This is a genomic window from Psychromonas algicola (assembly GCF_004378355.1).
Classification (GTDB): Bacteria; Pseudomonadota; Gammaproteobacteria; order Enterobacterales; family Psychromonadaceae; genus Psychromonas.
The window spans coordinates 21383-44371 of the sequence record NZ_SNUB01000014.1 but is presented as its reverse complement, the minus strand read 5'-3'; the positions used below and the strand labels follow the sequence as shown (position 1 = coordinate 44371).

At 35.7% G+C, this 22989-nt stretch carries 18 protein-coding genes; 3 read left to right on the top strand and 15 right to left on the bottom strand.

Annotation, left to right across the window (positions count from 1 at the left end; translation table 11 throughout):
• Window positions 1-42 precede the first annotated feature (42 nt).
• The 11 genes from E2R67_RS08870 to E2R67_RS08825 all read right to left on the bottom strand — a co-directional run bounded on the left by E2R67_RS08870 (window position 43) and on the right by E2R67_RS08825 (window position 11055).
• Window positions 43-888 (bottom strand): alpha-1,2-fucosyltransferase, encoded by an 846-nt coding sequence (locus tag E2R67_RS08870; RefSeq protein WP_134290593.1) that lies wholly within the window; start codon window positions 886-888, stop codon window positions 43-45.
• Window positions 885-1937, bottom strand: a complete 1053-nt coding sequence (locus tag E2R67_RS08865) for a glycosyltransferase family 10 domain-containing protein (protein WP_134290592.1) — start codon at window positions 1935-1937, stop codon at window positions 885-887. The genes E2R67_RS08870 and E2R67_RS08865 overlap by 4 nt, the downstream gene beginning before the upstream one ends.
• On the bottom strand, window positions 1934-3370 hold the full coding sequence (locus E2R67_RS08860) for an MATE family efflux transporter (RefSeq protein ID WP_134290591.1): 1437 nt from the start codon (window positions 3368-3370) through the stop codon (window positions 1934-1936). The genes E2R67_RS08865 and E2R67_RS08860 overlap by 4 nt, the downstream gene beginning before the upstream one ends.
• A gap of 156 nt (window positions 3371-3526) precedes the next feature.
• Complete coding sequence (locus E2R67_RS08855; protein WP_134290590.1) at window positions 3527-4699, bottom strand: DegT/DnrJ/EryC1/StrS family aminotransferase; 1173 nt, start codon at window positions 4697-4699, stop codon at window positions 3527-3529.
• Window positions 4692-5618: a GDP-L-fucose synthase family protein gene (locus E2R67_RS08850; RefSeq protein WP_134290589.1), complete on the bottom strand. Its 927-nt coding sequence runs from the start codon at window positions 5616-5618 to the stop codon at window positions 4692-4694. Before E2R67_RS08850 ends, E2R67_RS08855 begins: the two co-directional genes overlap by 8 nt.
• A 10-nt stretch (window positions 5619-5628) precedes the next feature.
• Window positions 5629-6753 (bottom strand): GDP-mannose 4,6-dehydratase, encoded by a 1125-nt coding sequence (gmd, locus tag E2R67_RS08845; RefSeq protein ID WP_134290588.1) that lies wholly within the window; start codon window positions 6751-6753, stop codon window positions 5629-5631.
• Window positions 6754-7071: 318 nt separating this feature from the next.
• Window positions 7072-8499, bottom strand: a complete 1428-nt coding sequence (locus E2R67_RS08840; RefSeq protein ID WP_134290587.1) for a phosphomannomutase — start codon at window positions 8497-8499, stop codon at window positions 7072-7074.
• A 112-nt stretch (window positions 8500-8611) separates the two neighbouring features.
• On the bottom strand, window positions 8612-8770 hold the full coding sequence (locus E2R67_RS16940; RefSeq protein WP_279587491.1) for a GxxExxY protein: 159 nt from the start codon (window positions 8768-8770) through the stop codon (window positions 8612-8614).
• Between the two features lie 37 nt (window positions 8771-8807).
• Window positions 8808-8999: a GxxExxY protein gene (locus E2R67_RS16935; RefSeq protein WP_208379502.1), complete on the bottom strand. Its 192-nt coding sequence runs from the start codon at window positions 8997-8999 to the stop codon at window positions 8808-8810.
• A gap of 130 nt (window positions 9000-9129) precedes the next feature.
• A complete protein-coding gene (locus E2R67_RS08830; RefSeq protein ID WP_134290586.1) occupies window positions 9130-10542 on the bottom strand; it encodes a mannose-1-phosphate guanylyltransferase/mannose-6-phosphate isomerase in 1413 nt (470 codons plus the stop codon).
• Between the two features lie 42 nt (window positions 10543-10584).
• Window positions 10585-11055 carry a GDP-mannose mannosyl hydrolase gene (locus tag E2R67_RS08825; RefSeq protein WP_134290585.1) on the bottom strand — a complete coding sequence of 157 codons (471 nt, stop codon included), beginning with the start codon at window positions 11053-11055 and terminating at the stop codon, window positions 10585-10587.
• A gap of 276 nt (window positions 11056-11331) precedes the next feature.
• Between E2R67_RS08825 and E2R67_RS08820 the strand changes: the two genes are divergently transcribed.
• Both E2R67_RS08820 and E2R67_RS08815 read left to right on the top strand, forming a co-directional pair.
• Window positions 11332-12183: a class I SAM-dependent methyltransferase gene (locus E2R67_RS08820; RefSeq protein WP_134290584.1), complete on the top strand. Its 852-nt coding sequence runs from the start codon at window positions 11332-11334 to the stop codon at window positions 12181-12183.
• Between the two features lie 481 nt (window positions 12184-12664).
• Window positions 12665-12937 (top strand): hypothetical protein, encoded by a 273-nt coding sequence (locus E2R67_RS08815; RefSeq protein ID WP_134290583.1) that lies wholly within the window; start codon window positions 12665-12667, stop codon window positions 12935-12937.
• A gap of 291 nt (window positions 12938-13228) precedes the next feature.
• Here E2R67_RS08815 and E2R67_RS08810 read toward each other — a convergent pair whose 3' ends face one another.
• The 4 genes from E2R67_RS08810 to nirB all read right to left on the bottom strand — a co-directional run bounded on the left by E2R67_RS08810 (window position 13229) and on the right by nirB (window position 19665).
• Window positions 13229-14989, bottom strand: a complete 1761-nt coding sequence (locus tag E2R67_RS08810; protein WP_134290582.1) for a bifunctional protein-serine/threonine kinase/phosphatase — start codon at window positions 14987-14989, stop codon at window positions 13229-13231.
• A gap of 201 nt (window positions 14990-15190) precedes the next feature.
• Window positions 15191-16663 carry a NarK family nitrate/nitrite MFS transporter gene (locus tag E2R67_RS08805; protein ID WP_134290581.1) on the bottom strand — a complete coding sequence of 491 codons (1473 nt, stop codon included), beginning with the start codon at window positions 16661-16663 and terminating at the stop codon, window positions 15191-15193.
• A 103-nt stretch (window positions 16664-16766) separates the two neighbouring features.
• Window positions 16767-17123, bottom strand: a complete 357-nt coding sequence (gene nirD / locus E2R67_RS08800) for a nitrite reductase small subunit NirD (protein WP_134290580.1) — start codon at window positions 17121-17123, stop codon at window positions 16767-16769.
• 13 nt (window positions 17124-17136) lie between these two features.
• Window positions 17137-19665, bottom strand: coding sequence for a nitrite reductase large subunit NirB (gene nirB, locus E2R67_RS08795; RefSeq protein WP_134290579.1), 2529 nt, complete (start codon window positions 19663-19665; stop codon window positions 17137-17139).
• Between the two features lie 432 nt (window positions 19666-20097).
• Here nirB and E2R67_RS08790 point away from each other — a divergent pair, with 432 nt between their 5' ends.
• Window positions 20098-22848 (top strand): nitrate reductase, encoded by a 2751-nt coding sequence (locus tag E2R67_RS08790; protein WP_134290578.1) that lies wholly within the window; start codon window positions 20098-20100, stop codon window positions 22846-22848.
• Window positions 22849-22989 lie beyond the last annotated feature (141 nt).

Sequence of the window (22989 nt, the reverse complement as noted above, 5' to 3'; positions counted from 1 at the left end):
AGCTATAAATTAATCTCGATGTATATTTAATTAAGAGAATCATTAGAATTGAAGCCACGAATCAGGTACCCATTTATTATTATATGGATTATGTGCCATCCATTTTGACGGAGAGACTATAATTTTTCCATCATTTTCATTTAACCATGCCCCCCACCAACTAAATGAGCTATTAGCCACTATATTATGCTTACACTTACTCATTAAAATTAAATCATCAATTTCTGTTTCCGTATTTTTAACATAAACGCAGTTTTTTAAAAAATTGAAATTTTTTTTACACCACTTCAAATCATTTGAAAATATGAAAAAAACTGGAGAATCAACGATTTCTCCAATGTATTCAATCGCCCGTTGATAGTAATCTAAGTCAAGAACTCCAATTTCAGGGTGTTTTAAATAATCACCTCTTCTAACATGAAGACTTATTGAATTACATTTCATTATTTCTCTTAAAAAAAGTTTAGCCTGATAGCTTAGCTCATTTTTTGGGGTGAGCTCCTTGAGAATGAGTTGACGTATAGCTGAAAAATACATTTCATTTTGCCAGTACCCATCAAGGTAATAAGGAGTCTGTTCAAAAACGCGTGCATCAAAGATTGTCCGTCGTTTTTCCTTGCAATAATTCTTTTTCTTAATTAAACCTAATTTTCTAAAAAACCTAGTTATCTTAGTTTTATTTCCAGCCAGACGAATTATTTCTTGATTATTTGCAATTTCGGCATCTACATTAAAGGCATCTAATCTAAAACCGTTATGGATTTTATGATTAATAAAAGCACTAATATCTAATTTTAGCGGTACTGAATGATGAATAGCAACTGCCCGACCTACCGCATACTGAAATAACTGATTACCTAAACCACCATTTATCTTAGTAATAATCATAATCTAACCTTCGAATCGTCTGTAAAAATGGCTTTTATTATTGTGCTCACAAAGCCCTCACTTTTAAAAGGCAGTGCTTTCTCACTGTTTAGATAAGTACTAATATTATTAAGATATACTAAGTAATCATTATCAGTCATATTATTCATATAATCATAAATTGCTTCATAAGTCGAAAAGCTACGCTTATCGATAAAGCATCCCTCTGGAATATTGTCTTTCACATTATCGGCTCCCCAATAAACTGGAACACAACCAGCAAAAAAACTATCAAATATTTTTTCAGTAATATAACCAGGTATATCTTTCGCATTTTCATAACAAATAGAAAAACGATATCGTTCCATAACTGGCCGTTTATGATCTACCATGCCCTTATAAGAAGGATATGTTAGCCTTAATAATTTTTGAAAAAGCTCAGGAAATATTGGTAGCCGATTAAAACCTCGAATAATTTTTGGACCAGTAAATTGATAACGATTCCACCCAACGCCATAGAGGTCAAAGTCATCAGGGTGGTGTTCTTCAAACCAACGAATTGCTTTTTCTCTTTCACTATATAAATCTAGTCCCTTTAAATGCGAATCTAGAGTAGGTTTAGGTTTTTTATTACCTGCAATTAACACACATAACTTGTCTTTTTTATAGATATCTTTATTGATTTGCTTTGGGAAAGCATGAGCATAATTAAGCTTAATATATTGTTTTCCATCGACTAATTCATCATACCAAGTAAACACTTTATTAAAGTGTTTAAGTTTTTGAAGATCATAATTATCTGGCCTAATAAAAGCACTTTCACTTAAAATGAGGTAACTTTTTAATCGAGAGTTTTTTCGGGGTAACTCACTAGGCATATTGGATGCGTAAATAACTATTTCAGAATCATCAATAGAATTAATATCTTGTGTCGATAAATCATAGCCTTTTAAAGCAAATCCAGCTTTAAGCTTAATAAAACGATCAACCCAATTATCACGATGAAGCACAACATTAAATATTTTATTTTCAGTTAAATAAGAACTGACAACTAAACAAGCTTTCTTCATTTTAAACTCATAATTTGTATTTTATTTTTTAATAAAAAATATTGTATTAATAAAAAATATAAGCCACCAATAATTAGCCAACCTATTGAATTTGACATTGTAGGGGCCGACTCAATAAAAGAAAAAAATAATAAGGGCGACATAAATAATATTGACTTCACTATAATTGAAAAGTTTAATTTTATATTAAGTAACTTTTTCATACTTAAAAACATTGTTAACAAAGTTATCAAATATGAAAAAGCAAGAATAACTGGTACTTTCCATAAATCTTTTGAAACATCTATGGAATATAAACCTATTATCATTATCAAAAAACCGAAAAAATAAGGCCCGATGGTGTTTTTAGTCTTCACTTCTGACTGTGAAACCATATAGATCAAGTTTGTCGAAACTCTAAATAATTCAATTACAGCACCTATCATTGTATAAATATAGGCTTCATAAAAGTTTTCAGATACTAATAACTTTGCCAAGTATGGTGAAAAAACGATAACATAAATAGTAACACCTATATAAATAGAAAACATACTATTTGCGAGTTGGTTCCAAATTAATGCTCTGTCTGATTTCGTAGCATTTGTTATCTTTTTTAAGTACAGCGGCATATAAAACTGAGTAGCCAGACTATCTAATGCTGAAAAAATTGAATTACTTAAAGCCAAACCAACAGAGATAAATGCCAAAATTTTGGCAGAATACAAATGTTCTAAAATCAATCTAAATGATGCGGTTTGCCCCCATTGCAAAAATAAAGTGAAAGTAACCGGTAAGATAAATAAAAATACCTTTATTAAATACTCTTTGTTAAACGCGAGTTTGGCTTTATCTAAAGAAAAAACACTCTTTGAAACCAAAACTCTATATAAAAGCAGACTAAATATTATTTGAACTAATACTGCGCCATAGAGCCAGGCCATAGCAGATTGAAACAACGAAAATAATAAAAGAGATGCAATAAGACTTACTAATAAAGTTGAAACTGAAAAAATTGTAAAAGTAATTCTACTAACAAGTACATTGGCAGCACTTAAAAATACCCCATGAACTAACGCGACAAGCGAAATAATTATAAAAAAAACATATGACATTAATGAGAAATATTGTTCGTAATCAAACAAATAAAAAATAAATATTGAAAGTATCGCAGCCACAGGTATCGCTGCCCCCCTTAAAACCAGCATGACATTCGTAGCAGTTTTAATATTATTTTTTTGTTTCCAATGAACTAGATGTCGACTATAAAATTGTCCCAGAGGATTAAAGCAGGCAAAAGCTAATAAATTTACTACAGTTAACAATATATAGTAAATTCCGACTTCTGATTCACTAAGCAATTCAGTGATTAACCGAAGACTCCCTAATCCAATCAATACTTGTAGGGCTTTACCAACACCAAGAATAGTAAAATCTTTTATGTTACGATTACTCAATTTCACTATACCTTAAAAAAAATGGTCTATTCATGCATTCTCTGATTTATGCTATTTAAAAATTTTACAATATAATTCCTTGCATATTTTTTTCTTTCTATAAATATGTTGAATTTAACAAAATCTATTAACAGTATTCAAATATGATCATATTAATTAACAAAGGATTTTAGCTAGCTGCTTTATTTCTTTCTCTATATCATTTTGATGATTACCAACAAATAAACCATGTACATCAAGATATTCTGCCGCTTCTAATGTTCCTGACACTTCATAGTCAAAGTACTCTAGTACTTCTTTATTTTTCAAGAAATTCCCAGTTACAATTGGACGACATTCAATCCCATTTTCCGTTAATAATTTAACTAATTCAGCTCTACTATAAGGAGCTTCTTCATTTAATATTAATGAAAATCCAAACCAGCTGCTTGATCCAGTTTCTTGTTGAATATCGATGAAGGGATGATTAGCAAATAATGATTGAAACAACTTCGCATTTTCACGACGTATTTTAATAAATTGAGGCAATTTTTTTAATTGTTCAATACCTAGCGCACCACTCATTTCTAAAGGGCGAACATTATAACCAGGTAGCATAAATTTAAATGACTCTTCAAAGGCATCGTCACTTTTTTCACCACTGACTTTATTAAATTTAGGTAAATTACGCGTCCAACCATGTGCTCTAATACAAAGCAGAATGTGATAAAGCTCTTCGTCATCAGTCACAACACAACCACCTTCCATTGTTGCAATATGATGAGAGAAGAATGAACTGTAAGTCCCCATTACACCAAAAGTACCAGCTTGTTTTCCATCAACAGTTGCTCCCATTGACTCACAGTTATCTTCTAAAATAAAGATATCTCGACCAGCAATGATTTCATTCATACGAATGTAATCATTAGGGTTACCCAATAAATTAACCGACAAAATAGCTCTCGTATTATCAGTAATAGCTGCTTCCAACTTATCTAAGTCCATATTTAATGTATGGCGATCAATATCAACAAATTTAACTTTTAGCCCATATTGTTGTAAGGGAAAGTAGGTTGTAGACCATGAAACAGCAGGAACGATAATTTCATCTCCACGCTTCAATTTCAAAGATTCATTTTTGGTAAAAAATAATGATGCGATCATTAATAAATTAGCAGTTGAACCTGAGCTCACCATTAACGCATATTTAGAACCAAAAAATTCAGCAAAATCTTTTTCATATTGAGCAACTTCCTTACCCATGGTAAACATGTCTGACTCTATAACTCTTTGAATTGCAGAATATTCGTTATCATCCCACGTACTACTTGCTAGCGCGTAATTAGCCATTACAATACTCACTTAAATAAAATTGATATGTTTTTTGAATCCCGACGTCTAATTCTGTTTTATAGCCCCAGCCGAATTCTTTTAATTTTTGATCATCGATTAATTTTTGCTTCATGCCAACAGGTTTACTTAAATCATGCTTAAATGAGCCTGTATAACCAACAACATTAGCGACAGCTCGATAATATTCATTAATTGTAAAATCTGTCCCCAAACCTACATTTATATTTTGTGGCATTTTCTCAAAATGATTAATGGCATAAAAAATAAAGTCAGCCAGATCTTCTGCATACATAAACTCACGTCTCGCTTCCCCATCTCCCCATATATCTATCTCGCTAAGGTTATTTTTTTTAGCTTCATCTATTTTACGAATTACTGCAGGGATCATATGCGAGTTTTTGGGTGAAAATTTATCAAAAAGACCATATAAATTACATGGAATAATTGTTTTATAAAGTAAAGCGGGATTTTCTTTACTTATATATTCACACAATCGCGTACTTGTTATTTTTGCCAACGCATAACCTTCATTAGTTGGCTCCAACTCACCTTTTAAAATTAAGTCTTCGCCCAACGGATTTAATGCGTCTCTAGGGTACATACAAGAGCTACTTAAATTTAAAAATTTAGTGATGCCACAATCTTTCGCAGCCGTCAGAATATTAAGTCCCATCTGCATATTATCAACTAAAAATTTAACAGGATTTGCCATATTAGCTTGAATACCGCCAACGATACCTGCGGCATGAATGATCATGTCTGGATTGTGCTCTGCAATATAACGCTTAACAGAGTTAGCATCTAATAAATTAAGCTCTGAGCTTGCTGGTGATAAAAAAACATGTTCATGCAGCTTTGCTACTTCAAGAACATTTCTTCCAACCATGCCATTTGCGCCAGTAAGTAAAATTTTCATAGGATTCCGCTTACTCAACTGCAACTGAGGTTGTGTAGCCGTGAGCTTTTAAAATCGCATGTTGTTTGGCTTTTTCTAAATCGTTAGAAACCATTTCAGCACACATCTCTTCTACTGTTATTTGCGGAACCCAACCTAATTTAGCTTTTGCTTTAGAAGGATCTCCCAATAATGTTTCAACTTCTGCAGGACGGAAATAACGAGGATCAACTTTAACAATTACATCTCCTACTGCTAATGCAGGCGCATTATCACCTGTGATAGATTTAACAGTAGCAACTTCTTCAAGTCCTTTGCCTGTAAATTCAAGTTCTATCCCAGCTTCTTTCGCTGATAATTTTACAAACTCACGTACAGATATTTGTTTTCCTGTTGCAATAACAAAATCTTCTGCGACATCTTGCTGAAGCATCATCCATTGCATACGAACATAATCTTTAGCATGTCCCCAATCGCGCAGTGCATCCATATTACCTAGGTATAAACACTTCTCTAACCCTTGAGAGATATTCGCAATGGCACGCGTAATTTTACGTGTTACAAAGGTTTCACCTCGACGCGGTGACTCATGGTTAAATAAAATACCGTTACACGCATACATACCGTATGACTCTCGGTAATTAACCACTATCCAATAAGCATACATTTTAGCAACGGCATATGGTGAACGCGGATGAAACGGTGTCGTTTCTTTTTGTGGGATTTCTTGTACCTCTCCATAAAGCTCAGAAGTAGAAGCTTGATAAAATTTTGTTTTCTTTTCTAAACCTAAGAAACGAATTGCTTCTAATAAACGTAATGTTCCCATCGCATCAACATCTGCAGTATATTCAGGGCACTCAAACGAAACAGCAACATGAGATTGAGCGCCAAGGTTATAAACTTCATCTGGCTGAACATCTTTTAAAATACGCGTTAGGTTTGATGAATCCGTTAAATCGCCGTAATGGAGGAAAAATTTTTGATCTTTTTCATGGTTATCCTGAAAAATATGATCGACACGTTCAGTATTTAATGAAGAAGCTCGACGTTTAATACCATGAACTTCATAACCTTTATCTAATAAGAACTCAGCAAGGTATGAACCATCTTGGCCTGTAATACCTGTAATTAATGCAACTTTACTTTTTGACATGAAAATTCCTAACTAAAATTATTTTATAAAAAACTAACTATCACCAAATTACGCGAATTAAACTAATTTTTAGAATCAAAACCTTCAAGATCTTAATTCGTCGTATCTGTACGATTCGGTGATAAATACTTTTTAACACTATCAACGAATTACGCAAATTAAACTAATTTTTAGAATCAAAACCTTCAAGATCTTAATTCATCGTATCTGTAAGATTCGGTGATAAATACTTTTTAACACTATCAACGAATTACGCGAATTAAACTAATTATTAAAATCTTAACTATTTTAATTTGTGCCATTAGTGCAATTCGTTGATTATATCTTTTGAATATTTTTAAGTGCTTTCACGACACTATCATTTGCAACAATATAATTATCAGCTTCAGCATAACAGCGTAATTCTGGCGCGTTGCCTGAAGGCCTTAAATGAATAATTACGTTATTATTTAGTGTTATTCTTAACCCATCCGTTTCATCAACATGTTTAATGGCTATATTTTTAAAACCTAATTGACTGATTAATTCACTTGGATTCTTTTTCCCCGATGCGATAATCGATTGGCTTTTAGCTGTTGCAAAATTCTGAATACGATCACTATAGGTAAATCGTTGTGGTAATGCTTTAACAAGTTCAGATGTTTTCTGCTCTTGAGCTGCAACCAGCAACATAATAGCAGGTAAAATTGCATCTCGTGTTGGTAATGCTTTTAATGATTTGCCATTAATAAAAACATCACTACCCAATAAAAAACCGCCATTTGCCTCAAACCCAGCGACAGTATTAAACTCTTTAGCTAACGGCTGAAATTCAGCAATAACATAAGGTGAACCAATTTTTGTTCTTTCCACATGTCTAAATTTATTGCAACTTTCAATAGCAGTATTACAACTAACAGGTACAGCTAAAGCTTCTATATTTAATACGTCTGCACTTAAAAGCCCTAATATATCGCCACGTAACCAATTTCCATGCTCATCTGATACTAATGGTCGGTCACCATCACCATCCGTAGAGAAAACCATATCCAAACTATATTCTTTAGACCAATTAATCGCTTTTAAAGTATCTGCTTCTGAAACGGCTTCAGTATCAATAGGAACGAATTGGTCACTACGCTCTAATGCAATGACTTCTGCACCAAATGCTTCAAAGATTCGATAATAAAGATCTCGTCCCGCACTTGAATGCTCATAGATACCGATACGTTTCCCTGTTAGCCAAGGCAATGTAAAAAGCGAAGTATAACGATTAACATATTCATCTTCAGCTTTTTTATTGACAATTAAATCAGAAATGTCATCAATCTCTGTAAAATGGACTTTTTCTGTAAGAATAGCTTGTTCATCTTGTTTACTAATTTCACCGTCTGGGCGATAGAATTTGAGTCCATTGCGATCAAATGGAATATGACTTCCTGTGACCATAATAGCAGGCATGTCATCTTCTTGTGCAATATAGGCTAAAGCTGGTGTTGGTACTACGCCGTAGTAAATAACATCAATGTTGATTTGCTTTAAAACTGCTTCACATGCTTGAGCCATAGCATAACTACTTGGACGGTTATCAATGGCAATAGCCACTGTATTGAAGCTAAAGTTATTCTTGATACTTTGAATAAAAGCGACAGCAAAAGCAGCACAAACATCGGGTGTAAATTGAGTCACTAATCCGCGAGCCCCACTTGTACCAAATGCAACACCGCTGTCTGCAATAACTTCTGAACTAATTAAATTGTTGTTCATATAAACCTTATATTACGTACATCAAACACTGTCAGCGAATTATACTAATGACTCTAATTTTAAAAACCAAATACTTTAATTCGTTAAATTAGCTTAATTTAGTGATAAATACTTATTGCTGGCTAAAATTATTTACAAGCCTTTTACTTTCCAATGATCGTTGACCAAAGTTAACTAATAATCCCAATTTTAAATCTGTCGCTTTTAAATAATTAAGCAATTGAGATTGATGTATCGAATTTAATTCTGAAAGTGCTTTAAGCTCAACGATTATGCTTTCATAACAGATAAAATCTGCTTGATATGTTTTATTTAAAAAATCCCTTATAGAAAATATTTAATGGTTTTTCTCTAACATAAGGAATTTGTCTTAATTTAAACTCACACTCCAACGCTTCTTGATACACAGCTTCTAAAAAGCCACAGCCGAATTCACGATGAACGGCCATACATGCACCAATAACATTGTAACTTTCATTTTTAAATATTAACTCATTCACATCAACACACCTTATAATGTAAAAGTTCCATTAAATATAGTGCATTAACTTACATTTTCTCTAATTAAAGCTGCAAACTCTTTTTCAAAATTCGTTAAATTAGTGTAATTAGTGTAATTCGATGATAAGCCTACACACGTCCATATTTATCTTCAAAGCGGACGATATCGTCTTCACCTAAGTAACTTCCCGTTTGTACTTCAATCATTTCAAGTGGGATTTTACCTGGGTTTTCTAAGGCATGAATATTTCCTAATGGAATATAGATAGATTGATTTTCCGTTACTAATGTAGTCTCGTCACCATTTAAAACACTTGCCGTACCAGATACTACAATCCAATGTTCAGCTCTATGATGATGCTTTTGAATAGATAATTTACCACCTGGTTTAACGGTTATACGTTTAACATGATCTCTTTTACCCGTATCAATTGAGTCATATTTCCCCCACGGGCGATAGACTTCTCGGTGTAATTTACACTCTGATCGTTCACTGGCTTTTAACTGATTAACAATATTTTTTACATCTTGTACTTTATTTTTGTCAGCGACTAATATTGCATCTTTTGTTTGAACAATCACTAGATTATCGACACCAACCGTGGTCACTAATTGATTTTCTGCATAGATATAATTATTAGTAGAGTTGTCTGTGATTACATCGCCTTGAATCGCATTATTGTTTCCATCTTTTTCTGATACATCCCATAAGGCAGAGAAAGACCCAACATCACTCCATCCTGCATCCATTGGAACAACAACGACGTCTTTACTTTTTTCCATCACTGCATAATCTATTGAGTCATCGGGACAGGATTCAAAAATAGTTTTATCAACACGAATAAACTCCATATCGGTTGAATTACTTGCAATGGCCTTTTGGCAGATAGTTAACATTTCAGGAGAAAATTTACCTAGCTCTTCAAGGTAACGGCTTGCTTTAAATAAAAACATACCACTATTCCAGTAGTAACTTCCATTTTCCAAATATTTTTCAGCTGTTGCTAGATCAGGCTTTTCGACGAATTCACTGACAGAAAAAGCATCACCATTTTGCTCACCTGATTTTATATAGCCATACCCTGTTTCTGGTGCAGTAGGAACAATCCCAAAAGTAACTAACTTACCTTTTTGTGCAAAAGACAGCGCCTTACTAACAGAGTCTTCAAAAGCTTTTACATTTTCAATCACATGATCTGCGGCTAACACTAGTAAAATAGGTTCTTCACCTTCCTCACTATTATTGACCGCTTGTATTGCAGCTAAAGCAATCGCTGGTGCTGTATTTCTACCAACAGGCTCTAGAATAATGCCGCCATGTTGATAGCCACCTAAACGCAATTGTTCTGCTGCAATAAAGCGATGTTCTTCATTGCAAATAAGCACTGATGGCGAATGTTCGATGCTAGATAAGCGAACAACCGTTTGTTGGAGCATTGATTGCTCACCCGTTACCGTTAAAAATTGTTTGGGGTAAAGTTCGCGAGAAAGCGGCCATAGTCGAGAACCCGCTCCACCAGCCATAATAATAGGAGTGATCATAAAATATTATCCAACTTAAAATGAAAGTTAATTCGTATTAATTTATCTAAATAGTTCATCTGCTTGCTTATCTTCTTGAAAATACCATTTGCTATGTAAATGAACAGTTTTATCGTTTAATAACTCTTCTTTTGAAAGCCACCGATAATTTGAATGTTGCTCTTTCGGCAGAGAATTCAGGTCTGCATTAAAGGCTATTTCATAAGCTAATACAATATAATGGGTACTGAAATTTTCTTCGGAAAAGTTATCATCGTAAAAATGCTGATAAATTCCCTTAAATATTGATTCCACATTATCTAAATTTAATTCACTTTTAATTAAACGGTAAAATGCTTGCTCAAAGGTTTCACCTTTTAAAACTCGTCCGCCAGGAACAAACCATGCGCCTTTTGCAGGACGATTAATTCGCTTACCAAGTAAAAATTTCTCTTCTTTATTTTTAACAATAAAATCTATTGATATAAGAGGTGTTGATTCTACAACTGTTTTAAATGTAGCTAATGGAAGCATAGTGTTCTATTAATTATTTTCGTTATGAATTATATAACTATAAACATTAGCATTTTACTGACTTACTTTTTACATTAATCTAACATCATTGCTATTCACATCAACTTATTCTGTTAATAATTACTCAAACGTTCATTTTTTATAAATTATTCGCTCAATTACTATTCATTAATGAACGACATTATCAAAGCTATTTATATAAAGTGTGCAATCCCCCCTTTTCATTTGTATAATTTGCGCCTTAATAACCATACACTTTCCATATAAGTTACCCCTATGATAAAACGCACTTTTACTGCACCTTGGCCTGATTATGAACTGATTGATGCTGGAAATAATCAAAAACTCGAACGTTGGGGTAATGTTGTTACCATTCGTCCTGAGATGAATGCTTATTTTGAACCTGTTTTATCTAAGAAAGAATGGCTAGCAAAAGCACATTTTGAGTTTATTGAAAGTAGTAGCAGTGCTGGTGAGTGGAAATCACTACAAGGTGGTTTAGCACATGATTGGCAAATCACGTTTAATAATATCACCATCAATTTACACCTGACTAAATTTAAACATGTTGGGCTATTTCCTGAGCAACGTGCAAACTGGGATTTTATTGCCGATAACCTAAAACATGGCGACCGCTTTTTAAACCTGTTTGCTTATACTGGCGTAGCTTCTTTAGTCGCACGAGATCAAGGTGCTGAAGTGCTACATTGTGATTCTGTAAAACAGATAATCAAATGGGGCAAAGAAAACATGGAATCTTCAGGACTAACTGACGTGCATTGGGTGTTAGAAGACGCATTAAAGTTTGCACAACGTGAAATTAAACGTGGGAAACACTATCAAGGCTTGATTATGGATCCCCCCGCCTTTGGTATCGGTGCGAAAAAAGAGCGTTGGAAAATAGAAAATAAATTTCCAGAATTAATTGAAGCGGCATTAGCATTACGATCTAAAGGCGGCTTTATTATAGCGAACACTTACTCCCCTCGTTTAGATGCAGCAAGAATTCGTCAAATCACTAATGAATTATGTAAAGGTGAAAAAGTACAAGTAACCACGTTAAGTGTCAAAAGCCAAACCGGTAAGATTTTAGATTATGGTTTAAGAACGGTTATTACTGAAGGGTAAAGAATAGTTTTGGGTAAGCTGAAAGGTTCTTGGGACGTCAGATTGTTCCGACCGATTTGAGTACTCTAATTATAGGTGAATTAAAAACAAGCAAATCTAAAACCCCAAAAGGTCACTTAAAAGTGACGTCCCGAAATAAAATAAAGTAAAGCACAGGTAGCTTTAAAGTCACGTCCCGAGAACCATAAAGTCAAAAATGAAAGATAATATGCATTCTCACGGAGGACCGTGAGGAACGACCCACTTCGGGATGTCGAATTCATCCGACTGAACTATCGATGCTAACAGCAGGTGGCTTAAAGGACATGTCCCTAAAGACAAAATTCAAAGCAAAATAGGTCACTTGAAAGTGACATCCCAAAACAAAATATTGATCGTTTAAACGTGATGCTATAAATATAAAAAACACGCAAATGATATTTACTTTCATTCGCATTTATACTAAATTTATACCGTAAAACATAAACAATGGTATGAATTAATGAATGAAAAGAAAACTTTAAAAAAGCTGCAAAAGAAATTGAAGAAAAATAAGGTAAAAAAAAATAAAGCTTCTTTTGAATCCCCTATTGTTGAAATTTTATCTTTGTTTGAAGACGCAAAAAAACCTAAAAATATTGATATTAATTATTTAGATACGTCAGATTTAAATATTTTTTACAAACCCTATAAATCAGAGGCTTGTAAAAAATGCCCTGCTTTAAAAAATGGCATGTGCAAGTGTGCATTGAAGAAGATGAATAAAGTAGCTTAATTCAATTATTAATAAAGCATTTTAAAAAATACATCCCGAATGAAAAGCATAAACTAGCTAGTAATAATCAGTGATGTCGGATTCACCCGACCGAATTAAGTATGCTAATTGTAGATAGATAAAAGCAAGCCAAAAGCCTAAAACACCAAGAGGGCACTTAAAAGTGACGTTCATAAATAAAGTAAAGCTCTGGAACCTTGAAAGCCAAACCCCGAGAACAGCAAACAAATCATTTAAAAAAGTGATGTACTAAGTAAAATTAAGCGAAAATAAGGTCAAAATCAATCATGGTTATCCATCCTTATTGAGCAATAAAAACCACTCAATCACACTCACGCCCATAAATATATAAGCGAGGATTTGCCAAAATTTGGCTGGATCGCGCTCTATTAATGCCGGTTTTAATTCTTCTGCTGTTTTCTTGTTTTGGCTCTGTGTAAAGTCACTTACAAATTCGCTCATACTTGTATAGCGTTCTGCTAGTTTAGGATGCAATGCTTTTTGTAGGATGTTGTCTAAACGTTTTGGTAAATCTTCTCTGTGTGTTTGAATCGGCTCATAAACCCACTTGTAATGCCTTGCTCGCTCTAGTGAGTGGCCTTGATTCATTGGGTAAGGTAAATGTCCTGTTAGTAATTCATAAAGTATCACGCCAATTGAAAACAAGTCAGATAGCGCTGAACTCTGACCATGGTTTAAATATTCAGGGGCAATATAATCTACCGCGCCTAGTGGTTCATCTTGCTGCTCTTTAACGATATCTTCAAAACCACTGATTTTAACGGTACCAAAATCAATTAACTTCACTTCATTGTTAACTGAGATAATAATATTCTCTGGCTTTAAATCTCTGTGTACCATGCCAGCACGCTGTAATACGCGCACTGCATTGACCACTCTAATAATAATATTATGCGCTTGTTGTAGGTCTGGATTAGGATTCTCTTGCATCCATTGCCTTAGTGTTATGCCTTCAATATGCTCACAAATATGATACAAAAACACAGAGCCTTTCACGTTTTTAGCAATAGACATGATATTAGGGTGCTTAATGGATTGGCCAACCCACTGCTCTTTATAAAAACCTAATAAATAATCTAGATCTTCCTCAAAGTTAAGCGAAGGCATTTTTAATACAACCCGCTCCTGCGTCTTTTTATTTACCGCTAAATAAACATGGCTGCGAGCACCTTCATGTATTATTTTTTCAATTTTAAAACCATCTATCTCATTGCCCACTTGCATAGCGGGAGGAATGATCAATCCTTTCAAATGGGTAAATAATTCATTTAAATCGGCATTAGGTAATGAAGTCACTTGCATTAATAAACAAGTAATATTATCGCTACTGCCTTTTGCTAACGCATCATCACAAATCTTTTTGGTGAGATCTTCAAACTCTTGTGTGCTTGGCGCTGTCGAGATCTTTTGTAAGTAACTATTTAATGCAGCATAGTCTAAGTAATCATGCACACCATCACTGGATAACAAAAACAAATCACCGGGTTGCAAAGGCACCGTTTGATAATCGATATCTAAATGTGAGTCCATGCCTAAAGCACGAGTTAAAACAGTGTTTTGACGGTAAATAGCACGACTGTGATCATGACTCAGTTGCTTAAGTTTTTCATCTCGATATAAATACACTCGGCTATCGCCAACATGTAATAAATGGGCAGTATTTGATTTGATGATCAAGCTACTAAAAGTAGTAATTAATCCGTTATGACGAGCATCGGTTTCATTGTGTTTGTATAACCAACTATTCAGAGAATTTAACACCTTGCTTGCGGATTGTTTAACATCCCAACTTCTATCGGTGCTGTAATAGTCAGTAATAAATTGAGTCACACTGGTATGGCTTGCCTGTTGAGAGTTATCACTGCAACTCACTCCATCAGCAACACAAGCGACAATCCCTTTTACGTTTTTCTCAACTAAGGAATAAGGCTCTTTAACGGCGAATGCATCTTGATTAACATCGCGATTTCCTGCAGTGGAATAACCGCCGATACAGACATTCAGTTTTGGAGTTTTTGGGCTCTTATTCATAGGGCGCTACCTTTATTATTCTTATTTTAAAACGTCAAAATCTAAACCTATTAAAACCATAGATGCACAATCATTGATGATCTAGCGTTCAAATAAAAAAATGGATGAAACTAAGACATTGATTTCATAATTAAGCATTTTAATTACAAAGCAATAACGCAGCTAACATCCATTTCAACAACTAGCTTAATAAACGATGACCTAGTGATTACCTACATCAATCAAAGTAACACTGCCATCTTCATTTACTTCTGCAATTTTACCCTTTGGCTCAGTCATAAATAATAAAGTGATAAGACCAAGGAAAGCCGTTGCAGCAATCACGTAAAAGAAGGTTTGGTAATCAACAAACGATAAAATAGTCAGGTAAACAACCGCACCAACATTACCGTAAGCACCTGTCATACCTGCAATTTGCCCTGTCATGCGACGTTTGATTAAAGGCACAGTGGCAAATACAGCACCTTCACCTGCTTGCACGAAGAAAGAACATAACATCGCAGCAGCAACCGCTACCCATAACACCCAACCACCGTTGATTTGTGCCATTAGCAAATAACCTAAGGCTAGACCTGCAGTTAATATAATTAATGTTGATTTACGACCAAACTTATCAGACAACCAACCGCCACCTGGACGTGAAGCTAAATTCATAAACGCATAAGCAGAAGCCACCATTCCGGCAACAACAGGCGTTAATTCAAAGGTTTCTAAAAAGAACAATGGCAACATAGAAACCACTGCTAATTCCGATCCAAAAGTAGCAAAATAAAGAATATTTAATACCGCTACTTGTTTAAATTTATATTGATGAAGAGTAGGAACAGGCGTCGTAAATATGTTTTTATTCACCTTCCACACCTGAGACCATTCATACAAATAAAGTGCAAACAATAAACCATAAATAGTGTAACAAACACTATTAGAAATCATGCCTACGTTTGATGGAGCCAACTTCCAAGCTAATAAAGCAAGTGCCGCATACATAGGCACTTTCATTAATAATAGTAAGAAGAAATCTCCTTTAGAAGTCACTTCCATTGCAGTTAAATTAGCAGGTTTGAAGTAAGTTGAACCTTTTGGCGTGTCGGTTACGTTAGCGTAAAAGATAAAACCAAATACTAAGCTCAATAAGCCAGTCACAGCCATTGCATAACGCCATCCATCTTCACCGCCAAATAACAAAGCAACCGTTGGCAAAGTAAATGCAGCAGCGGCACTACCAAAGTTACCCCAACCGCCGTAAATACCTTCCGCTGTACCTAACTCATTATGCGGAAACCATTCAGAAACTAAACGAATACCAACAACAAAACCGGCACCAATAAAGCCTAATGCAAAACGAGAAATCGCTGCTTGCATAAAGTTATCTGAAAAAGCGAAAGTAAAACAAGGAATTGAACAAAGAATTAATAATGCAGAATAAACAATTCTTGGACCGTATTTATCGGTTAAAGAGCCAATAATCACGCGAGCTGGAATGGTGATCGCAACATTAAGAATCAATAATGTTTTGATTTCTTCTGTTGTTAAACCTAAGGTTTCTTTAACTGATTGTAGTAGTGGAGCGAAGTTAAACCAAACTGCGAAAGTGATGAAAAAAGCCATCCAACTTAAATGCAGTGTTTTCATCTTTCCTTGAAAAGAAAAAATATTAAAAGTGCTGTTACTCATTATACATCCTGTATTTTTACATAAAAAAACTATTCACGATAAAAAACGAACTAAAGCAGCAACACTACCTTAGTTCGTTTTATTGTTTTATTAAGGGGATAAACTAGCTTGCTTCTTTAAGCTGCACTTGCTCATTTTCGATACGAATAGCGAAGGTTTTAAGCTTATGCTCCTCTTTATCTGAATCTAAACATTCTCCAGTAACCAAGTTAAAACGTTGTTTATACAATGGCGAAGCAACATAAACTGTCTCTTCTGTCGATCCCATCAAACCGCGCGATAACACATTCGCTTGACCAAATGGGTCATGGTTTGCAACGGCATACACATTGTTAGTTTGTTTACATAAAAAAATCGCTACTTGTTGTTCATTAAATAGAGCGCAAATACCCGCGTTAGGCGTTAAATCGTTAATAGAACAGATGTCCGTCCATGTTGTGTTTGTTGATTGTATTTCCATTTTTTGTACCCTATTAGCTTAATTCTTTAATTTCAATTGCGTCTTTAAAAATTGGGAAACGTTGTTCCCTTTCAACTTTAAAAGCAAGATCCGCATCCGTCTCATTACTGTTAATGTAATGTTTAAAACGTTTTAGTTTCTCAGGATCTTCAATGGTTGTTTTCCATTCACATTGATAGTTCTCAATATTGCTTTCCATTTCAGCTTCTAGTTCTGCATTAATATTTAATGAGTCATTAATAATCACATCTCTTAAGTAATCAATGCCGCCTTCCATATTCTCTAACCATACAGAAGTACGTTGTAAACGGTCAGCAGTACGGATGTAGAACATGTAGATACGATCGATATAAGTACGTAATTCTTCATCAGTTAAATCAGAGGCGAATAAATCACCGTGACGAGGACGCATACCGCCGTTACCCGCAACATATAAATTCCAACCTTTATCCGTTGCAATTAAACCAAAGTCTTTACCCTGTGCTTCAGCACATTCACGCGTACAGCCAGACACACCGAACTTAACTTTATGTGGTGAACGTAAACCTTTATAACGATTTTCAAGGTCAATTGCGAAACCGATACTGTTTTTAACACCGTAACGACACCAAGTACTACCAACACAAGACTTAACCGTACGTAATGATTTACCGTAAGCATGTCCCGTTTCAAAACCTGCATCGACTAACTTTTTCCAAATTGCAGGAAGTTGATGTAATTGCGCGCCAAATAGATCCACACGCGCACCGCCTGTAATTTTGGTGTAAAGGTCGAATTCTTTCGCCACCTCACCAATTACAATCAAACCATCTGGCGTAACTTCACCGCCCGGAATACGTGGAACAACAGAGTAAGTCCCATCTTTTTGCATATTACCTAGGTAGTTATCGTTAGTATCTTGTAAACCAACATGCTCATCTTCTAATACGTAGTCGTTCCAGTAAGATGCAAGAATATTTGCCACGGCAGGTTTACAAATTTCACATCCTAAACCACTACCACATTCAGTTAATAACGCTGAGAAGGTTTTAATTTTCTTAACGCGGATAATGTCCGCTAGCTCTTGGCGAGAATAAGCAAAATGCTCACAAATATCTTTCTTAACTTCAAAACCAAGATTTGCAAGTTCGTTATCTAACACTTGCTTAGCCAGTGCAGAACAACCACCACAACCTGTTGCTGCTTTAGTTGAAGCCTTAAGTTCACCCATGCTACAACAACCTGCAGCAACGGCGTCTTTAATATCACCTTTAGACACATCAAAACATGAACAAATCGCCGCTGTATCAGGTAAGGCATCGACGCCCATCCCAGCTGACTCTTCGCCATCAGAAGAAGGTAAAATAAGTGTGCTTGGGTTAGCAGGTAAATTCATATCATTTAGTTTTAACTGTAAAAGATTACCGTAAGCATCAACATCACCCACCAATACAGCGCCCACTAATTTCTTACCATCAGCTGAAACAATTAATCGTTTGTAAACCTGTTCAATTTCATCATTGTAAGTATAAGATTGTGCCCCCGGAGTCTGGCCATGTACTTCACCAATACTCGCTACATCTACCCCTAACAATTTCAATTTAGTACTCATATCTGCACCAGTAAATGCAGTTTCTGAATCACCATGCATATGCGCGGCAGCCACTTTGGCCATTTGGTAACCTGGTGCCACTAAACCAAAAATAAAGTTTTCCCATAATGCACATTCACCAATCGCATAAACGTCTTCAACACCCGTTTGACAGTGATTGTTAATAACGATACCGCCACGTTCACCAATTGGAATACCGGTTTTACGTGCAAGTTCATCTTGAGGGCGAATACCTGCAGAGAAGATGATCATATCGGTTTCTAAATGTGAACCATCTGCAAAATTCATTCTGTAACGGCGTTCTGTACCCGCTACGATTTCTGTTGTCGCTTTTTCGGTATGCACTTGCACACCTAATTCTTCAATTTTACGGCGTAATAACGAACCACCACCTTCATCTAATTGCACAGCCATTAAACGTGGAGCAAATTCAACTACATGTGTTTCAACGCCTAAATTAACTAAGGCATTACCGGCTTCTAAACCTAATAAACCACCACCAACAACCACGCCAACTTGACTTGTTTCGCCTGATTTGGTGATGTCTTCTAAATCATCAATTGTACGGTATACATGACAATGCTCTTGGTCGTTTCCTGGAATTGGGGGAACAAAAGGATAAGAACCCGTTGCTAAAACAAGCTTGTCGTAGCTTTCAACGCGACCGCTTGCTGTAATAACGTTTTTATTATCAAAATCTAAATCAACGACTTTGTCATTTAATACAAATTTAATGCCGTTTTCTTCGTAATAAGCTGCATCAGTTAAAGCAAGATCCTCTGCTGTTTTACCTGAGAAAAAATAACTCATCTGTACGCGGTCGTAAGCAAGGCGGGACTCTTCAGAAAAGGTGATCACTTCATACTTACTATCATCATTACCTATTATGGTATCAATGAACTTATGGCCTACCATTCCGTTACCAACCACAACAATGCGCTGTTTACTCATAATCGTTATTCCTTTTTACTTCTATTTAAGTGCACACTTAGCTTCACTAAAACAAGCTATTTTGAGTTACTGTTGCAAAACTGAGACCAAATAAAGAAAGTATTTAAATAAAAAAAAATAACCATTCCAATTCAATGGTTTAATTGATATTTAGGCAATAAAAAAAGGATTTAAAATAGCACTGAACAATCCATATGTTAATTAAATGTAAACAAGCAGTGCATCGTCGCTCTCATTTGGTGCAGATTTTTTACACAAGCCACCAGCTTACTTTTACTTCATTATATACAGCCATCACAAATGACCTCTTAGCCATTGATTTTAAAGTATAAAATGACACTTATAATTTAATTAATAAAATAAATCAGACTTGGTGTGTTCTTTGCTCTCTATTAGTTATAAGTAAAAAGCGTATACCAAAGAGAGTTAGGAATGACAGAAGATAAAAATTTATGGACGAAATCAACCTGTGCATATTGTGGTGTAGGTTGTGGTATTGAAGCTAGCCTAGATGCAAAAGGCGAATTAAACATCCGTGGCGATAAATCCCATCCAGCTAACTTTGGTAACCTTTGCTCAAAAGGGCTCGCCTTAGGTGAAACCGTCAGCCATGATGGACGATTATTACAACCTAGCATTAACGGTGTAGAGAGTGACTGGCCTACCGCTTTACAGCATGTTGCAGAAAAATTCTCACAAACTATCGAAGAGTTTGGTCCTGATTCCGTTGCTTTTTATGTCTCAGGCCAATTATTAACTGAAGATTATTACGTAGCGAATAAGCTTATGAAAGGCTTTATTGGCAGCGGTAACATAGACACCAACTCTCGCTTATGTATGTCATCAAGTGTGGTAGGTTACAAACGTGCATTTGGTACCGATACTGTACCCGGTTGTTATGAAGATTTAGATACCGCAGAATTAGTGGTGATCACAGGCTCTAACTTAGCTTGGTGTCATCCTGTTATCTTTCAGCGTTTAAAAGCAGAAAAAGAAAAACGCGATAATCTATTTATTGTCGTCATTGATCCTCGTGAAACCGATACTTGCTCTATTGCTGACTTACATTTAGCGATTCAACCAGAGACTGACGTAACCCTATTCAATGGATTATTGGCTTACCTTGCTGAACATAACAAGCTAGATCAAGATTATATTCAAGCACACAGCGAAGGGTTTGATACCGCACTAGAAGCCGCTCAACAAAGCTCGCAAGATCTCACCCAAGTTGCAGCTACCTTAAATGTTAGCGAGCAAGATTTAACGACGTTTTATCAACACTTCGCAGACACTGAAAAATCACTTTCTATTTATTCTCAAGGTACCAACCAATCGACACAAGGAAGTAGCAAGGTAAATAGCATTATCAATACACATATTGCGACGGGACGAATTGGTAAACCCGGAATGGGGCCTTTTTCTATCACAGGACAACCCAATGCAATGGGCGGCCGTGAAGTAGGCGGCCTCGCAAATATGTTGGCTGCGCATATGGAATTTGGCGATCCAGAAGCACATCAAATGATCAGTGATTTTTGGCAAACCGAACAACTCGCCACCCAACAAGGTTTAAAAGCCGTAGATATGTTTGATGCCATTAATGAAGGCAAAATAAAAGCGGTTTGGGTAATGGCAACGAATCCAGTAGTAAGCTTACCAAACAGTAATAAAATTATTGCAGCCTTAGAGAAGTGCCCACTAGTGGTTGTCTCTGACTGCATGGCAGAAACAGCGACCACAAAATATGCCGATGTACTGTTACCCGCTCAAGGTTGGAGTGAAAAATCAGGTACAGTCACCAACTCAGAAAGACGTATTTCAAGACAACGTCGTTTATTACCAAGCCCAGGAGCAGCCAAAGCGGATTGGTGGATCATCTGTGAAGTTGCAAAACGAATGGGATTTGCCGACGCCTTTACTTATCTTCATGAAGGTGAAGTTTTTACTGAATTTGCAAAAATGACAACCTTAGGCAACGAAGACGGATTAAAACGTGACCTTAACCTAATTGGATTAACGCAATTGGATGCAAAAGGATACAGCCAACTGACACCACAACAATGGCCTGTCACTACTTTGCAAACAGAAAACATTCACCAACGCATGTTTACAGATAAGCAGTTTTTCACAGCGTCTAAAAAAGCACAATTTATTGCAGTTTCACCAACAGCACAAAAACCAAAAAATGCAGCCTATCCTTTAATTTTAAACAGCGGCCGTATTCGTGACCATTGGCATACAATGACGCGAACAGGTTTATCAAGTCGTCTAGGTGCGCATATCGCAGAGCCTTTTGTAGCGATTAATCCAGAAGACGCGAAAACATTAAACATAGAAAATGATAGTTTAGTGGCGATTAATAGCGAACAAGGTGCAACCCTAGTTCGCGCTAAATTAACTGAAAGACAAAGCAAAGGGCAAATGTTCTCCCCTATCCACTGGAATAAACAAACCGCTAAAAGCGCGAACGTCTGTAACTTAGTAAGTGACGATAACGATCCAGTGTCGGGACAACCAGGTTTTAAATCCACCCAAGTTAACGTCAAAAAATGGCATTACCATAGTGAAGCCATGTTATTAACGCGCGAATCATTAGATTTAGAGTTGTTTGATTACTGGGTAAAACAGAAAGTAGAGCAAGGCTACTTATATAGAATCGCAGATAACCGTTCACCTATTGAGTTAGCAGAAACATTACAAGGTTTATTAAATAATAAGCTAGGTAAAACGCTACAGTTTTCAACCACAGAACAATCCCTACAAGCAGTACATCGTTATGCCTTTGTAAAAGACAGCAAGCTTAGCAACGCTTACATCACGGCAGCACAACTAACCACGCATTCATTAGAATGGTTACAAAGCGTATTAGACTTGCCATTAGATAGCAGTATCGAACTGACCTTGATTTCAGGGATCGTTCAAGGGAAACTCGCACAAGGTAAAATCATTTGTGCCTGTAAACAAGTAGGCATCAATACCATCACCGAAGCAATACAAGATCAAGGTTGCCAATCACTCGATAGCATCAAATCATGCACAAGCGCAGGAACTGGTTGTGGCAGTTGTGTACCAGAAGTCAGCAACATACTTGCAGACTACTTAGAAAACAATCCTCACCTAGTGACAGAAGCCGTCACAAGCAACGGCGTAGAGAAAATAACAGTAGAAGAGTTTATTGTATAACCCTCCTAATTTTAAAAGGTCGGATTTAACTGTTGGGAACATCAGATTTATCCGACCTTCTTTTCAACTAACCACATAACAGCGGTCAAAAATGGTTTTCGGGACGTCGGATTCATCCGACCTTCTTTTAACTAATCGCAA

Coding starts and splice junctions, on each gene's coding strand:
- E2R67_RS08790 (WP_134290578.1), top strand. CDS start 20,098: ATGACAGAAGATAAAAATTTATGGACGAAATCAACCTGTGCATATTGT.
- gmd (WP_134290588.1), bottom strand. CDS start 6,753: ATGTCAAAAAGTAAAGTTGCATTAATTACAGGTATTACAGGCCAAGAT.
- E2R67_RS08865 (WP_134290592.1), bottom strand. CDS start 1,937: ATGAAGAAAGCTTGTTTAGTTGTCAGTTCTTATTTAACTGAAAATAAA.
- E2R67_RS08850 (WP_134290589.1), bottom strand. CDS start 5,618: ATGAAAATTTTACTTACTGGCGCAAATGGCATGGTTGGAAGAAATGTT.
- E2R67_RS08805 (WP_134290581.1), bottom strand. CDS start 16,663: ATGAGTAACAGCACTTTTAATATTTTTTCTTTTCAAGGAAAGATGAAA.
- E2R67_RS08825 (WP_134290585.1), bottom strand. CDS start 11,055: ATGCTTCCATTAGCTACATTTAAAACAGTTGTAGAATCAACACCTCTT.
- nirB (WP_134290579.1), bottom strand. CDS start 19,665: ATGAGTAAACAGCGCATTGTTGTGGTTGGTAACGGAATGGTAGGCCAT.
- E2R67_RS08815 (WP_134290583.1), top strand. CDS start 12,665: ATGAATGAAAAGAAAACTTTAAAAAAGCTGCAAAAGAAATTGAAGAAA.
- E2R67_RS08870 (WP_134290593.1), bottom strand. CDS start 888: ATGATTATTACTAAGATAAATGGTGGTTTAGGTAATCAGTTATTTCAG.
- E2R67_RS08830 (WP_134290586.1), bottom strand. CDS start 10,542: ATGATCACTCCTATTATTATGGCTGGTGGAGCGGGTTCTCGACTATGG.
- E2R67_RS08810 (WP_134290582.1), bottom strand. CDS start 14,989: ATGAATAAGAGCCCAAAAACTCCAAAACTGAATGTCTGTATCGGCGGT.
- E2R67_RS08820 (WP_134290584.1), top strand. CDS start 11,332: ATGATAAAACGCACTTTTACTGCACCTTGGCCTGATTATGAACTGATT.
- nirD (WP_134290580.1), bottom strand. CDS start 17,123: ATGGAAATACAATCAACAAACACAACATGGACGGACATCTGTTCTATT.
- E2R67_RS08855 (WP_134290590.1), bottom strand. CDS start 4,699: ATGGCTAATTACGCGCTAGCAAGTAGTACGTGGGATGATAACGAATAT.
- E2R67_RS08840 (WP_134290587.1), bottom strand. CDS start 8,499: ATGAACAACAATTTAATTAGTTCAGAAGTTATTGCAGACAGCGGTGTT.